Raw genomic sequence first — 13094 nt, 5'->3', positions numbered from 1 at the left:
GAAAACCGCAAGGTACTCGATTTTCAAGTCGAATGGCCTTTATGAGCCTAAATTTGGAGGCTAAAGAAAGCCTTCCAGTTCTGAGTTTTTTTTCCCTCCCTTCCAAAGGAACCCATCTAAGATATAATGACTGAATTGGGGAAGGAAGAAGATAGGCACTAAGATTCCTTCGAGGCCGAGTCCTAGCTCTGCCTTTATTACGGAAGAGTTTCCGAATAGATAAGGATGTTCCCTCCATACAAAACTATCCCATAGCCATTCTTCGGAAAAGGCAAAGGCCAATAATACCATTGAGAAGCTGAGGATCGCCAAACCTCCGTTACGAAAACTATTATAAAAGAAGGAAGGAAGCTGTTTCTTTCTAAAATTAGAATATGCGAATACTAAGGCCATATAAGGAATTCCGTGGTTGATCACATTCGTGAGAGTGAAAGCGAAATCATCGTTTAATAATACGATTCCCACATACCAAACCGAGGCCGTGTTGAATAAGAGTAGAAGTTTTCCTACACTAATCCTTTGTCCTTTAAGAAGATGGTAGACTTGGCTCAAGGAGTATACTATCACCCAAGCCCAAAATAGAATATGAATGAAGTCTGAAATAGTACGGTTTGGATACTGATAAAAATCACCTTCCATAAACCATTCGAAATGTCTTCCTCCCGGAACCAAATGCCAATATAGAACCGGCAAACCAGTTATCATATACAAGGTAATCTTATCTAAGAGAAAGGGGATCTTACTTTCAGTCTTGGGTTCCGTTCTCGCATACAAACTTAAAAAACCGTATTGCTGTCTGATAAAATGAAATACCGCAAGATAGGCCATCGCTCCCCAGAAAAATAATTTTCCAAAAGAGTATAGTATCAACGCTGCTATAAAGCATAGAAATGGAATAAGTGTGAGTAGAACTTTTTTTCGATTCCAAACTTCATTATCCCAATAGGCTCTAAATAAAGTAGAATAGACATGTGAAACATCAACGCCCGGAATAAGAAGTAACCAAAGCCAAGGAGGCAGAGCATTGCCACTTGTCCTAGAAGAACCAAGAGAAGAATTTTCCGGAAATCCAAGATAACTCGCAAGAAGCACAATCATCACGGAAATTAATCCAGGTGCAATGAACCAGGTAAGATCGAATCTTTTAGAAATGATCCAAGGACTGAGTGCTTTCTTCTCTTCCATCAACTTCTCTTGGCAACGGTTTGGACTTTTTTAGAAGCTTCAAATCCTCTATACAGTGCTTCTTCAAAAATAGAAATCCCGCTTAGGTCGCAATGAGCAAAATGAATTCCCGATTCTGATTTTGCTAATTTCTCTCTTTCTCCTCCCCAAAGAAATCCAGGAACAGGGCGGACCATTGCGTGGGCATGGGTCATGATATCGATTCGAGAAACCAAACTTTCTATATTGGGATGAGGCCTTTTTAGATCAGAGAGTATCTCTTCTTTCCATAAGTTCCAGGTTTTAGGAAGAATGGACCTTCTTGCTGCGAGAGTATCTTTTTCTCCGAAAGCAAGATAGTAAGTAAGAACGGACCCCGGCCTGAGGGCTCTTAAATCTTGGTGGGTGGAAACTACGTAACCTAGAGATTTACTCTTATAAATTACATTCTCCCAAGCGGGAGGGTGGCCTTTTCCTTGGGGAAGTTCGTCCACAAATAGATTTGCAACCAGCCATGGAGAATATTCCAGTTTTTGCAGAAGTGCTTCCTTCTCCCCTAAGATATATTTTCTGGTGAAAGAAGGTAGAGCATAGATGACTTGTTCTGCTTTGATGAGCAGATCTTTTTTTGTTTTTACATCGTAGGCATTGATTTCCCAACTTCCAGATACCTTGCGAATTCTTTCTACAAGTGTAGAAGTTTTGATCTTATCTTTAGAAGGCTTTTGTAGGAGTTCCAACAGGAATCCGTTTCCTTCCGGCCAGGTTAGAACTGGAGGAGAATCCTCGTCTTCTCTCAGACGGGAACAGAAATAGTGAAGTCCTGCCCAGGCCGAAATATTGTCAAAGTTACCACCATAATCATCTCGAGTGCAATAGTCCGCATACCATAAGATTTCAGGTGATTGGATGCCCGAAAATTTTAGATATTCGGAAAAAGTGATCCGATCTAATTTTAAAATTTCCGGATCTCTGGAAGAACGATCGATCGGAATACAAAATGCTTTTTGTCCATCTCTTCCTCTTTTGTTTTGCCAAGAGTTTATAATTTTACGAAATAATAATTCTTGAGCATCCGGTTCGCCTGTTCTTCTCGGAACTAAACCTGCTTGCCATCTTCCTTGGTAAAAAAGTCTTTCTTCCGGATCGAAGCATAAATACTTTTCGGGATAGATTGGATTTCCATTCGAGTCTTTCCCTTGGACCAGTCCGTTCTCTTCTAAAAATTTACGAACTAATACTGATTCCGGTCCCGGTTGAGGAAGATAATGTGCGCCCCAAGGATATTTTAAGGAATTCGTTTCGGAGTATCTGGAATTGCCTCCCACTTCATTCTCCAGATCCAAGATCAAATAATCTGAGATCCCGAATTGGGATAGGTAATATCCTGAAGAAAGTCCTGAGATCCCTCCTCCGGCGATTAGCACCTTTGTTTTGATCGTACTTGCTGGAGAAAAATCCGTCCTGACTTGTCTGAGTCTATGACCTGTTTCTCTGTCTGGGCCTAAGATACTTCCTTGGATGTTTCTTTTTCTGAATCTGAAATAAGAGCCAATCCCCAAAAGGGCCGTACAGAATGCTAAAGCGTAAAGGAATACTTTTCTGGAAAAACGATCTTCGGACATAAACGAACGGATTGCAGATTAGTTTTGAGGGAAGAAGAAGCAAGGAAAAAGAAATTTCCTAGGCATTTTCCAAAACTCTCCTTGGCTTTCCCATCGGTTCAAGAATTTTAGAGTTATGGCAGTTCTTTTGGATTTGGATAATACGGTTTTCGATTCTTTAGGGATCTATGAGTTTACAATCCGTGAAATGGAGAAAAAAGCAAAGATGCTCGGCTTCTCCTCTTCCAAAGAATTTAAAAAAGCTTATGAGACGGTTCGGGCAGAAGTTAAAAAGGAACTTCCGAACAATCCGGTCAATCGACTCCGCATTCTATATTTTAAGAAGATATCAGAACTTCTTTTCGGAAAATTAGATCCTTCTTTCGTTTTAAAATTGGATTCTGCCTACTTTGGTTTTTTTCTACAAGGGATCAAGGATTGGAAAAAGAAAAATTCTAAAGAGTTCAAAAAGATTTTATCTTTGCTCAGGGTTTTGCAAGAAGCCCAAGATCTGGTCATTATCACGAACGAATCTCTCAGAACTCAATTACTGAAATTATCTGTTTTATTTCCGAAAGACATTCAGTACAAATTAGTAACCTCAGAAGAAAGCGGAGCGGAAAAACCATCCGCCTTGATCTTTAATAAGGCTTTATCTGGTGCGGATCCTAAAAAATCATATATCATCGGAGATTCATTAAAAGACGATATTGGGGGAGGACTTGCTTTCGGGTTAGAAGCATTTTATCTAAAAAGCCCCATCTCTTCTGCTAAAACTAAATCGGTGCTGGAGAAAAAAATATTAGAAGGAAAAGAATATTGGGAATCTCCCGATCTATCTTCTGTATTAAATTATATTTTAAGTTTGGAAAAAGGAATCGTACTGTAACTTTGCGAGCCCTAACCGTTCCAGCCATTCTTCAGCAAAGAAAATAGTGAATCTATACTCGACTTTGGATTCGCGAATTTTAAAGACCTATGAAGAGAATCCAAACAGAAATGTGCGATTGCCTCTGCTTCGATCTTACTGATCTTTTTTTTGGCTTCTTTTTGGATCGTAAGAGCCAATGCCTGCTCGTGACGCATCCACATGGACTTTGCATAATTGCTTAATTCCGGGGTCGAGTCGATCAGATGATTAAAGGTTTTAAAGTTTTTCAATTCTTCAGGCTCAAGAGCCGCATGTTGGATCGTGAATTCGCGAAGTGCGTCCAGGATTGACGTTCCTGGCTTTCTAGAAATCACAGCATCGATCAGTTCTTTTTCTTGTTCTTTGTCTTCATCGAATACTAAAGCTTCTTTCGATGAGAAGTAATTGAACAGAGTTGGCACAGAGACTTGGGCCTTCTCTGCAATTTCGGCCATAGTGACGTTGTGGTAGCCCTTTTCGATGAAAAGTCGGGTCGCAAGGTTTGAGATCGATTTGCGCATTCTATCTTTTTTAAGCTCTCTTAGGCCCATTCTGGCATTATCCCTCTATCCATAGAATAGGTAAATCGGATTAAATTTTTAATTAGAATAAATATTTAAATTAATAAAATATTTGATTAAATTAAATAATTTTATCGTCCAAAAATACTACGTATGAAAGGAAATTTAGAAAACAAACGGGTGGCTATTGTCGGCGGTGGCCCAGGCGGTTTAACTCTTGCAAGGCTTTTGCAGCTAAAAGGTATAGATGTAAAAGTGTATGAAAGGGATATTAATAGAGATGTTCGTGTACAAGGCGCTACCCTTGACCTACATTTTGAATCGGGTTTGAAAGTTATGAATGCAGCCGACTTGATGGACGCTTTTAAAGCCAATTACAGACCGGGAGCAGATAAAGGGCGTATTGTAGATACGCAGGCAAAGATAATCCACGATGATCATGAGAAAGAATCCAACGAAGATTTCGGCGATGAAAGATTCAGACCTGAAATTGACAGAGGACCTTTAAGGAATCTTTTATTAAATTCTCTTCAACCTGATACTGTTGTTTGGGACAGTCAGTTTAAATCTATGTTGCAGGCTGGGGATAAGTGGAAGCTGGAATTTAAAAACGGCACAATAGCTACTGCTGATATTGTGATTGGAGCCGACGGTGCAAATTCTAAAATTCGACCTTATATTACTCCTACCAAACCTTTCTATTCAGGTGTTACAATCATACAAGGAAATGTGCCAGATTCCGAAACGTCAGCTCCCGGAATTCATCAATTATTGAAAGGTGGTAAAATTTATGCGTATGATGGTGAGAAATTTTTGCATGTATCATCTAAAGGTGATGGCAGTTTAGATTTTTATGTTAGTTGTAAAAAGGATGAACACTGGATACAAACTAGCGGAATAAATTTTTCAGATAAAACACAAGTAATTGCTTGGTTCAAAGAAGAATTCTCGAAGTGGGATAGCCTCTGGCTTGAATTACCTGAAAATGTAAGCTTACCTCTTTTACTTCGTCCTCAATATTGTATGCCTTTGGATCAGAGTTGGAACACTTTACCGAATCTTACTATCTTGGGTGATGCAGCACATCCTATGCCTCCTTCCGGCGAAGGTGTAAATTTAGCCATGCTGGACGCTTTGGAATTAAGCGAATGTCTTACAAATGAGAATTTTAAAGACATGCAAACTGCAATTGCTACCTATGAAAAACAAATGCTGGTTAGAGCCGCTAATGAAGCACGAGACTCATTAGAAATGACAGAATGGATGCATTCCGAAGGTGCAGTAGCTAAGCTAGTGCAGATGTTTAATTAAACTCTGTACTAGGGCTCTACTTCTTTTTAAGTAGAGCGAATAAGGTCAGATTTAAATTCACTTGTTTGAACGTTAGATACCAAAGCATTAAGGTTCCGTAATAGAAAGCCTTCTTTAGGAAGATTCCTAATTTTGCTTTTGGGCCGGAAACTCCAGATACGGAAGCAATTGGTTTTAGGATCGAAAATTCCACTGAAGAGAATCCACATTGTTCAGCCAAAAGTCCCAAGGTTTTTTCGGTATAATCGTTTATATGATCTTTTGCTTCTAGGTAATGTCCACCTTCTTGCATACCTTTGACAGCTACTTTCAATTTTGCTTTGAATAGCTGGACCGGGAAATTCGGAGTTTGCACGAATAAGAATCCGCCAGGCTTCAAGAGCCCGAATAGATATTGGATAAGGCTATGTGGTTTAGGGATATGTTCTATCACATCCCAAAGAGTGATGATATCGAAACTTTCTTTTGGAAGTCCGCTGTCCTGAACGATGCCTGGGAATACTTGTTTGAGTCCGTTCTTTTCTCTCGCAAACTTGACTGCTTTTTCGGAGATCTCGTAACCTACAGCTTCCCAACCAGGTCTTGTGGTTCCGATCGTTTTTACGAAGAAGCCAAGTCCACAACCGACATCCAAAATTTTTCCCTTGGGAGCCGAAAGAAATTTGCCTATGAAGTCTTTATAGATATCTCTATGAGCCACATCCCACCAGTCTAAATCATAACCGGTTTCGTCGTCCCAGTATCCTTCGTAATGTTCGTCTTGTTCGTACGTGGAGAATGCGTGGCTGCAATTTAAACAACGCACGATAGGGATTCCGTTTTCGACGAATAAGGTTTTGTTTTTCTGGCTTCCGCAAAGATAACAGGTTTGGTTCAAAGGGAGTTCCGTTTAGGTGATAGTTTTATCCTTTGGGGCGAGTCTGTAAATTCCAGTAAAAAACCAAACTTCTTTGGGGCTTTTTGGATTTTCCGGAGAAGGTCCCATTGGAAGCATGGAAACAACCGCTCAGGTTTGATTAGGAGATTCGTTTGGCTAAAGTACATTTTACGAAGATGGAAGGAATCGGAAACGATTACGTATATGTGGATGCAACCAAAGACGATTTACGTCTGAGCCCGGAGCAGATCCAAAAACTTTCCGACCGTAATTTCGGGATCGGAGGCGATGGAGTGATTTTCATTCGTGCATCCAATAAAGGCGATTTCCAAATGGATATGTACAATGCGGACGGTTCTTCTTCCGAGATGTGTGGGAACGGAATTCGTTGTGTAGGTAAATATGTTTTCGATCACGGTCTTACGAATAAAAAACAACCTAAGATAGAAACCGGTGCTGGAGTTTTAGAGCTCGACCTGAAAGTTAACGGAAGCGGCAAAGTGGAACAGGTTTCCGTAGATATGGGAAAACCGATCTTAGTTCCTTCTTTAATCCCTGTTAAATGGGAAAATGAAAATCCAATCTTAGAACAGCCTCTTTCTTTTTTAAGTGAATTACCAGGTTATTCTTCCTATAACTTGAAATTCAGCGCTGTAAGTATGGGAAATCCTCATTGTATTATCTATGTGGAAGACCCGGATAAATTTCCGGTCCGAGAGATCGGTCCATTGATCGAAAATCATACGGAACTATTTCCACGCAGAGTGAATGTGGAATTTGTTTCCTTAAGAGGAAAAGATCATCTCTACCAAAGAACCTGGGAAAGAGGCGCTGGAGAAACATTGGCATGTGGAACAGGCGCCTGTGCTGTGATGACAGCTTCTCACTTGAATGGTAAAACAGGCAAAGATGTTCGAATCGACCTAAGAGGTGGAACCTTAAGAGTGCAATTATTGGAATCAGGTCATGTCTTGATGACTGGACCTGCTACAGAAGTATTCAGCGGAGTCGTGGAAGTTTAAGCTTCCGCGTACTGACCTTCTTGTAATGCGATCATTCTGGTTCTAACCACATCGGAGAGTTGTTTCATATTTTCCTCCAATGAACCTGAAAGAAATTCTCTATGATCTACTTTTTCTCCGTAGACCACTTTTACTTTTTTATAGATTGCTCTCTTTTTAATATCACAGACTTCTTTAGGCATTCCCATAAAGCTGCGAACGATAGGTGGAATTGGAATATCAGAATAAGATTCTTCAACAGGTATGATTACAGAAGGAAGAATGTCCACTTTGTTGCGGATAGAGAATGCTGCGAATCCTGAATGAAAGTCCACCATTCCGGATTTAAAATCATTTTTGACCATATAGTCATGGCCTTCGGGAAAAATTCCTAAGGTCTCTCCCTTTTTAAAAACCTGTTGGATCATCTTAATTGAACCGATAGAAATATTTCCGTCGATAGACATTGGAATTCCACCGGCAATCTTTGCTAGATCTCTAAAGATAGGGATTCTGAAAGTGTATTCTGCAGCGATCCAGGAAATGAATCTAGGAAAAGTGTAAGAGAGAATAAAAGGATCCATATCGGATCTATGATTGCAGGTAAGAATTACTTTACCGTTAGTTACTATATTTTCGGTTCCGTACGCGCTGATATTCACGGCTAAACCTATAAAAGGTGCCACGAAATTTTTGATCCGAAGATATGTCTTTGCTTCTTTCTCCACGGTCAACCTTCCTAGCGACTATTCTCCTAAGAAAACGCTCCACCATTTTTTATCCTGCCCAGCAGGATTACTAGAGTTCGGATCTCCATCAGAGGATTTTACCTCTTGTCGGGATCTTCCGAAATCCTTTTGTTTTCGTTTCGGTTGAACATTTGAGAGATTTTTTTTGATCTCCTCATATTCCTTCGAAGCGTTGGCATTAGAGCGAATATAATTACGTATATCGTCCCATTGAGGATCGTCTTCATTGCCATAAGCGGCATAGTTGAACAGATCGATTTGATCGAATTCAGGCATACTTTTCCTTTCCGTTAAGGGGAAGTTCGAATAGGATCTGATCGGAATCGTCTTAAAACGAAATCCTTTCAAACCATTCGCATGTTTGCCTGGGAAAATACTATGGCAACAGTTTTCGTAAATTTCAAACCGGATTTTCCGATTTCGTTTTTAAAAAATCTAGCGAATGTCACTGAATTTAGGACTTCGATTTTCCGAAGGGATAAGTTATGGAGAGAGAAAATCTCCCCCCTTTAAACAGACATAATCATAAAGAATCGGAAGATACAGAAGAAACCGGTACGGCGAAAAATCTAGGCAGGATCATTCCATTTCCTTCCCCGCCGGGAAGAAATTTGAAAAAGATCCGTGAATTGTACGAGGATATTTTCGATCAGAAACCTTGATCCGTAGTCCGTTGATAAGGGCTTTCGGAGCCATACAATTATATCGTTTCTGATCTTAGAAAAGCGATCTGAGAAAATCCAGATATTGAGTTTTCCCTTCACTGTTCTCCGGTGGAGCGAAAGTGGCGAACTCTTTGTCGGTCCTCGGGTCGTATGGCCCTGATTTTCCTTCGAAGCAGATGCAGGTTTCCGAAAGGCAGACCAATGTATGGTACACTCCCGGAAGAATATCTATCCCATAGATAGGCCCGTCCGAACTAAGTACATGTTTCTCTCGGACTTTTCCATCTTCTTCGAATAAGATGAAGCCCAGTTTTCCTTTTAACACTAAAAAGGTCTCGGGCTTCGGAGGATTTTTGTGACGATGAGCTTGGACGTAAGTGTCCTTGGTGAGTACGTTCAGAAATCTCTGATACGGTTCTAGTAGTTCGTGAAAATTGTGATTAGTTCTTCCTCTCGCAGAAGAGGAAGCAAGCGGAAGGAGTTTATCGAATAACTCCTGATCAATGAGTAATTTATCCGGCCGAGACAAGTTGTAGATGCTGCTCGCAATACGCGATTAAGTAATCCTTGCAGGCTGTGCAAGTATCCGCAGCTCCGCAAGCTTTTACCACATCACGATAGTCTTGTCCTTGTTGTTTAGCAGTCTCTACGATTTTTTCAAACGTGATTTGAGCACAATGGCACTTTTCCATTCTTGTTCCCGATCTCTCTCTATAACTATCGTTTTTGAGACTCAGTATTAAAGTCAAGTTTTCTGAGCAAAAGTTTAGAATATTTTCTAAACTATATGGGACATAATGTCAGAGTTTATGGGGAAAAGAAGAAGAAGTTGGTGCGCCCAGAAGGATTCAAACCTCCGACCTTCTGATCCGTAGTCAGACGCTCTATTCAGCTGAGCTATGGGCGCGGGTGATTAAAAGAATTTCTTTTCCAAAAGCTCTAAGTGCTCTTGGGGAAGTTTCGGGACCAGTTTTTTTCCCTTGGTGTAATTGTATAGCAGTAAACCGGATAAGCCAAGATAGATAATAACTCCTGCAAAGTGTGCAAGATTAGCTAACCAAGGTCCTGCTATAGGAACAAAGGAGAAGAACCAAGACAATACTAAGAATGCGATAAAGTACAGAACGTTTAAAAAGGAAAGTTTGGAATGTCTATAGACTTCCGCTTCGTTGGAATAGAAAGAAAATCCAATTAGCCAATTTCCGAATAAAGGAAGAGTTACCAAGTAGATACGAAATCTTTCGGTATTAATAAAACTTTTTGTTTGTTTCCAGTACGGAGAGAGAAATTCTAAGGCCTTAGCCTTGAGTTCCTCTAATTTTGCTGAGTATTTTTCGAACTTCATTCTCTATTTCCGGGAATAATGGTAATACGAACAGTTTGCCTTGGTAAGCTTGCAAGGCTCCTAAAATTCCGTAACCTAATAATGCAAGCCATGCGACATAGCTGATAAAATCAGTGACCACTGGATTTGCATGTATCCATTTTAAAATGGTGCTTAGGATTGGAAACTCTCTTAAGAACCAAACTACCAAGTATAAAAATACGAATCCCAGATTCAACTTGATGGCTTGGAGTGCATGGAACTTGCAAATTTCCTGTTTTTTTCTAAAAAACCAAGGAATGACCCATCCTAAAAAAGGAATATAAGAAATGGCAGCAAATAGATTGGGATATTCTTCCCCTTCTAATAATCGCTTTGTCTCTTCCAGGAATTCCCGGGTGTTGAATCTCTGGTCAGACATCTTCTTATTTCTCGGGGTCAGTGTGAGAGTTTGGAACTTTCGGAGACGCAGGGATTCGAACCCTGGGTACAGGTTACCCCATACGACAGTTTAGCAAACTGCTCCTTTCAGCCACTCAGGCACATCTCCAGCAGTGTTCCAACGGAGAAGGTAGGATTCGAACCCACGGTGGGAGTTACCCACGACGGTTTTCAAGACCGCTGCCTTAAACCACTCGGCCACTTCTCCGGTTAAGGATTACTTTACTGACAAGATGGGGGACCCTGTCAAGGTGATTTACCTATGAGTACGGAAAAGAACCGTAGAGAAATTTCAGGGTTGGTCGCGGAGAAATGGGCGAATCTAGGAACTTGTATTTCTCATGCGGAGAATAAAACCGTCTTTGTAAAAGGTGCTGTTCCTGGAGAAACAGTTCGGATCAGAACTGATAAAGAAAATTCTAAACTGATTTGGGGAACTGTTGTATCTATAAACACTTCTTCTCCACTTAGAATCGCTTCCGATTGTTCCGCTTTTCCAGAATGTGGAGGTTGTTCTTATCGCCATATTTCTTATGAGGAAGAACTTCAGATCAAAAAATCTCTTTTACAGGATTCGTTTTTATACGTTTCCAGATTAGATCCTTCTCAAATTCCTGAAATTGAAACTTTGAGCGGGCCTTCTAACGGTTATAGAAATACCGCTCAGATCAAAATTGAATTCAAAAAAGGAAAAACAAACGCCGGATTTTATAAGGAGAATTCCAACTCCTTGGTTTTATTTCCTGAAGAAGGTTGTAAACATCTTCCTTTCGAAATGAACGAGTACATTCGAAAACATAAGGAGAGTCTAAAATCTTTTTCCAAAAATTCGGATTGGAAACTTAGATACTCTTCTGGTGAAATTTTAGAATATGCCAAAAAAGAAGTTAAACTTGGTCCTTATCTTCCTGAAAAAATAGAATGGTCCATTCCTGCTGACGGATTTACCCAAGTGAATCGTTTCCTTTTAGAAGAATGGATGCTCAAGATCCGATCTTGGATTCCTAAAAATTGTGGATCTGTATTAGAATTTTATTCAGGGGCCGGACTCATCAGCCTTGCGATCGGTCATTTAGTGGGCCGTCTTTCCGGTTATGAGTTGTCCAACTCTTCGGTAAAAGCGGCGGAGGAGAATGCTAAGAATATTGGATATTCTCACTTAGAGTTCCATACATTAGATTTGAATTCTTCATTGCCTAAAAAATTGGATTCTTTCGGCACAGAATTAGGTATTTTAAATCCGCCTAGGGCCGGGGCTTCTTCTTCCGTATTAGATTTTTTAGATAGAGCAAGACCTTCTCGCGTTATTTATTCCAGCTGTAATCCGAGCACCTTAGCAAGAGATCTTGGGATCTTAAAAAATTCAGGTTATACGCCAAAGGAAATCGTTCTCACTGATTTTTTTCCAAGAACTAAACATTTCGAGGTTTTGGTTCTTTTAGATCTTTGATTTTTTACTTTTAGAATTCCGATTCGAAATCGGAAAATGGTCATTGGGGCCAGGACTCCGGAGAAAATAAATGCCGATCATAGATGAATATGAACTTCCTTCCAGAAAGTCCGATCCTGGATCCAAATTCGGCGAAGTCCTTCAAGGGATTTGGTTAGAAGACGAAATTTGTTTTGCGATCGCAGGCGGTGGTTGTAAGGCATTCTACGGTTTGGGCTTTGGCCATGAATTGAAAAGTTGGGGATTAAAACTCAGACAAGTGTCCGGAGTTTCGGCTGGAGCAGCAATGGTCCTCTCTCTTGTGTGTGAAACGGAAGAAGAGTCTGTTTCTTTTTTTGAAAGAATAGTCCGGAAGAATCCTCGTAATTTTTATTTTACCAATTTGTTTCGCGGAGAGAAGGCATTTCCTCACGAGGATATGTATCGCAGGACGATCCGATTCGGTATGGATTTCGAAAAAATTATCCGATCCGGAGTGAAAGTTTTTATACACACCATCAAAGCCTTTCCTAAAGATGATGCAAATAAGAACACATTCAGACTTGCAAGATTGATTGCAGAAACAGGAAAAGCATTCTTAGAGGATGAAAGAGATCGTAACAAAGGACTTTATACAGAAAGAACATTTCGTGTTTTAAGAAATTGGAATATGAAAGAAGTTCTTTTTACTGAAGCGGATTTCAGGAACCCGAGTGTGATCGAACAGATTATCATGAATTCTTCTTCTATTCCTCCTATCGTTTCCTTCCAGAATCATGGAAAGGAATATTATTTGGATGGTGGACTTACTAATAATTTACTTTTAGAAACATTTCCTCCCAATGCAAAAATTATCGGGATACATTACGAACCGACCACTATCGTAGGTAAAGATCCTCGTTTGTTAGACCGTTGTTTTTTGGTGACTCCTTCTAAACAACTGCCGATCACTTCTTTCGATTATACAAATGCGAAGGGTGTGAGAGAAACTTACGAAATGGGAAAATCGGACGCATTAAAAAATAAAGAAAAGATCATGGAGTATCTCAAAAAAGATTGGGTGAAAAAAGCAGAAAAGCTACGTAAGAATTAAGGTTG

General features: G+C 40.1%; 16 protein-coding genes and 3 tRNA genes. 6 read left to right on the top strand and 13 right to left on the bottom strand.

Annotated elements, in window-relative coordinates; translation table 11 throughout:
• Positions 1-60: 60 nt before the first annotated feature.
• Positions 61-1185, bottom strand: coding sequence for a hypothetical protein (locus tag CH365_RS06255; protein ID WP_100767730.1), 1125 nt, complete (start codon positions 1183-1185; stop codon positions 61-63).
• Positions 1185-2789, bottom strand: coding sequence for an FAD-dependent oxidoreductase (locus tag CH365_RS06250; protein ID WP_100767729.1), 1605 nt, complete (start codon positions 2787-2789; stop codon positions 1185-1187). Before CH365_RS06250 ends, CH365_RS06255 begins: the two co-directional genes overlap by 1 nt.
• 115 nt (positions 2790-2904) lie before the next feature.
• On the opposite strand from CH365_RS06250, the gene CH365_RS06245 reads away from it, so the two are divergent.
• Positions 2905-3657 (top strand): HAD family hydrolase, encoded by a 753-nt coding sequence (locus CH365_RS06245; RefSeq protein WP_100767728.1) that lies wholly within the window; start codon positions 2905-2907, stop codon positions 3655-3657.
• An 11-nt stretch (positions 3658-3668) separates the two neighbouring features.
• Here CH365_RS06245 and CH365_RS06240 read toward each other — a convergent pair whose 3' ends face one another.
• Complete coding sequence (locus CH365_RS06240; protein ID WP_279627749.1) at positions 3669-4199, bottom strand: TetR/AcrR family transcriptional regulator; 531 nt, start codon at positions 4197-4199, stop codon at positions 3669-3671.
• Between the two features lie 153 nt (positions 4200-4352).
• Between CH365_RS06240 and CH365_RS06235 the strand changes: the two genes are divergently transcribed.
• On the top strand, positions 4353-5510 hold the full coding sequence (locus tag CH365_RS06235) for an FAD-dependent oxidoreductase (protein ID WP_100767726.1): 1158 nt from the start codon (positions 4353-4355) through the stop codon (positions 5508-5510).
• A gap of 16 nt (positions 5511-5526) precedes the next feature.
• Here the strand turns inward: CH365_RS06235 and CH365_RS06230 are convergent, their stop codons facing one another.
• Positions 5527-6387 (bottom strand): class I SAM-dependent methyltransferase, encoded by an 861-nt coding sequence (locus tag CH365_RS06230; RefSeq protein ID WP_100767725.1) that lies wholly within the window; start codon positions 6385-6387, stop codon positions 5527-5529.
• A gap of 152 nt (positions 6388-6539) precedes the next feature.
• Between CH365_RS06230 and dapF the strand changes: the two genes are divergently transcribed.
• Positions 6540-7409, top strand: coding sequence for a diaminopimelate epimerase (gene dapF, locus CH365_RS06225; RefSeq protein ID WP_100767724.1), 870 nt, complete (start codon positions 6540-6542; stop codon positions 7407-7409).
• Here the strand turns inward: dapF and CH365_RS06220 are convergent.
• Complete coding sequence (locus CH365_RS06220; protein WP_100767723.1) at positions 7406-8116, bottom strand: lysophospholipid acyltransferase family protein; 711 nt, start codon at positions 8114-8116, stop codon at positions 7406-7408. The two genes, dapF and CH365_RS06220, sit on opposite strands and share 4 nt — an antisense overlap.
• Before the next feature lie 18 nt (positions 8117-8134).
• Entirely contained in the window at positions 8135-8413 is a 279-nt protein-coding gene (locus CH365_RS06215) for a hypothetical protein (protein WP_100767722.1), read from the bottom strand.
• Positions 8414-8622: 209 nt separating this feature from the next.
• On the opposite strand from CH365_RS06215, the gene CH365_RS19965 reads away from it, so the two are divergent.
• Positions 8623-8799 carry a hypothetical protein gene (locus tag CH365_RS19965; protein ID WP_165782574.1) on the top strand — a complete coding sequence of 59 codons (177 nt, stop codon included), beginning with the start codon at positions 8623-8625 and terminating at the stop codon, positions 8797-8799.
• A 55-nt stretch (positions 8800-8854) separates the two neighbouring features.
• Here the strand turns inward: CH365_RS19965 and CH365_RS06210 are convergent, their stop codons facing one another.
• From CH365_RS06210 to CH365_RS06180, 7 genes are all read right to left on the bottom strand, one after another.
• Positions 8855-9352 carry a WbuC family cupin fold metalloprotein gene (locus tag CH365_RS06210; RefSeq protein ID WP_341865137.1) on the bottom strand — a complete coding sequence of 166 codons (498 nt, stop codon included), beginning with the start codon at positions 9350-9352 and terminating at the stop codon, positions 8855-8857.
• The gene (locus CH365_RS06205; RefSeq protein ID WP_100767720.1) at positions 9315-9494 is read right to left on the bottom strand and encodes a hypothetical protein; all 180 of its coding nucleotides are present in this window, start codon (positions 9492-9494) and stop codon (positions 9315-9317) included. The genes CH365_RS06210 and CH365_RS06205 overlap by 38 nt, the downstream gene beginning before the upstream one ends.
• A 138-nt stretch (positions 9495-9632) precedes the next feature.
• Positions 9633-9709: transfer RNA gene (locus CH365_RS06200), tRNA-Arg, on the bottom strand.
• 6 nt (positions 9710-9715) lie between these two features.
• Positions 9716-10147 (bottom strand): hypothetical protein, encoded by a 432-nt coding sequence (locus CH365_RS06195; protein WP_100767719.1) that lies wholly within the window; start codon positions 10145-10147, stop codon positions 9716-9718.
• Entirely contained in the window at positions 10101-10547 is a 447-nt protein-coding gene (locus CH365_RS06190; RefSeq protein WP_100704831.1) for a magnetosome magnetite crystal formation protein family, read from the bottom strand. Before CH365_RS06190 ends, CH365_RS06195 begins: the two co-directional genes overlap by 47 nt.
• A 40-nt stretch (positions 10548-10587) precedes the next feature.
• Positions 10588-10676, bottom strand: a tRNA-Ser gene (locus CH365_RS06185).
• Positions 10677-10689: 13 nt separating this feature from the next.
• A tRNA-Ser gene (locus CH365_RS06180) sits at positions 10690-10775 on the bottom strand.
• A 54-nt stretch (positions 10776-10829) separates the two neighbouring features.
• Here CH365_RS06180 and CH365_RS06175 point away from each other — a divergent pair.
• Together CH365_RS06175 and CH365_RS06170 are read left to right on the top strand one after the other, a co-directional pair.
• Entirely contained in the window at positions 10830-12017 is a 1188-nt protein-coding gene (locus CH365_RS06175) for a class I SAM-dependent RNA methyltransferase (RefSeq protein ID WP_100767718.1), read from the top strand.
• A 70-nt stretch (positions 12018-12087) separates the two neighbouring features.
• Positions 12088-13089 (top strand): patatin-like phospholipase family protein, encoded by a 1002-nt coding sequence (locus CH365_RS06170; RefSeq protein ID WP_100767717.1) that lies wholly within the window; start codon positions 12088-12090, stop codon positions 13087-13089.
• Positions 13090-13094: the final 5 nt, after the last annotated feature.

Source organism: Leptospira neocaledonica (genome assembly GCF_002812205.1).
Taxonomy (GTDB): domain Bacteria; phylum Spirochaetota; class Leptospiria; order Leptospirales; family Leptospiraceae; genus Leptospira_B; species Leptospira_B neocaledonica.
This window is presented reverse-complemented; position numbering and strand designations above follow the sequence as displayed.

Excerpts from the sequence above, each read along its gene's own strand:
- CH365_RS06240 (WP_279627749.1), bottom strand. The coding sequence starts at position 4,199 with ATGCGCAAATCGATCTCAAACCTTGCGACCCGACTTTTCATCGAAAAG.
- CH365_RS06235 (WP_100767726.1), top strand. The coding sequence starts at position 4,353 with ATGAAAGGAAATTTAGAAAACAAACGGGTGGCTATTGTCGGCGGTGGC.
- CH365_RS06255 (WP_100767730.1), bottom strand. The coding sequence starts at position 1,185 with ATGGAAGAGAAGAAAGCACTCAGTCCTTGGATCATTTCTAAAAGATTC.
- CH365_RS19965 (WP_165782574.1), top strand. The coding sequence starts at position 8,623 with ATGGAGAGAGAAAATCTCCCCCCTTTAAACAGACATAATCATAAAGAA.
- CH365_RS06250 (WP_100767729.1), bottom strand. The coding sequence starts at position 2,789 with ATGTCCGAAGATCGTTTTTCCAGAAAAGTATTCCTTTACGCTTTAGCA.
- CH365_RS06170 (WP_100767717.1), top strand. The coding sequence starts at position 12,088 with ATGCCGATCATAGATGAATATGAACTTCCTTCCAGAAAGTCCGATCCT.
- CH365_RS06190 (WP_100704831.1), bottom strand. The coding sequence starts at position 10,547 with ATGTCTGACCAGAGATTCAACACCCGGGAATTCCTGGAAGAGACAAAG.
- CH365_RS06245 (WP_100767728.1), top strand. The coding sequence starts at position 2,905 with ATGGCAGTTCTTTTGGATTTGGATAATACGGTTTTCGATTCTTTAGGG.
- CH365_RS06175 (WP_100767718.1), top strand. The coding sequence starts at position 10,830 with ATGAGTACGGAAAAGAACCGTAGAGAAATTTCAGGGTTGGTCGCGGAG.
- CH365_RS06205 (WP_100767720.1), bottom strand. The coding sequence starts at position 9,494 with ATGGAAAAGTGCCATTGTGCTCAAATCACGTTTGAAAAAATCGTAGAG.
- CH365_RS06215 (WP_100767722.1), bottom strand. The coding sequence starts at position 8,413 with ATGCCTGAATTCGATCAAATCGATCTGTTCAACTATGCCGCTTATGGC.
- CH365_RS06195 (WP_100767719.1), bottom strand. The coding sequence starts at position 10,147 with ATGAAGTTCGAAAAATACTCAGCAAAATTAGAGGAACTCAAGGCTAAG.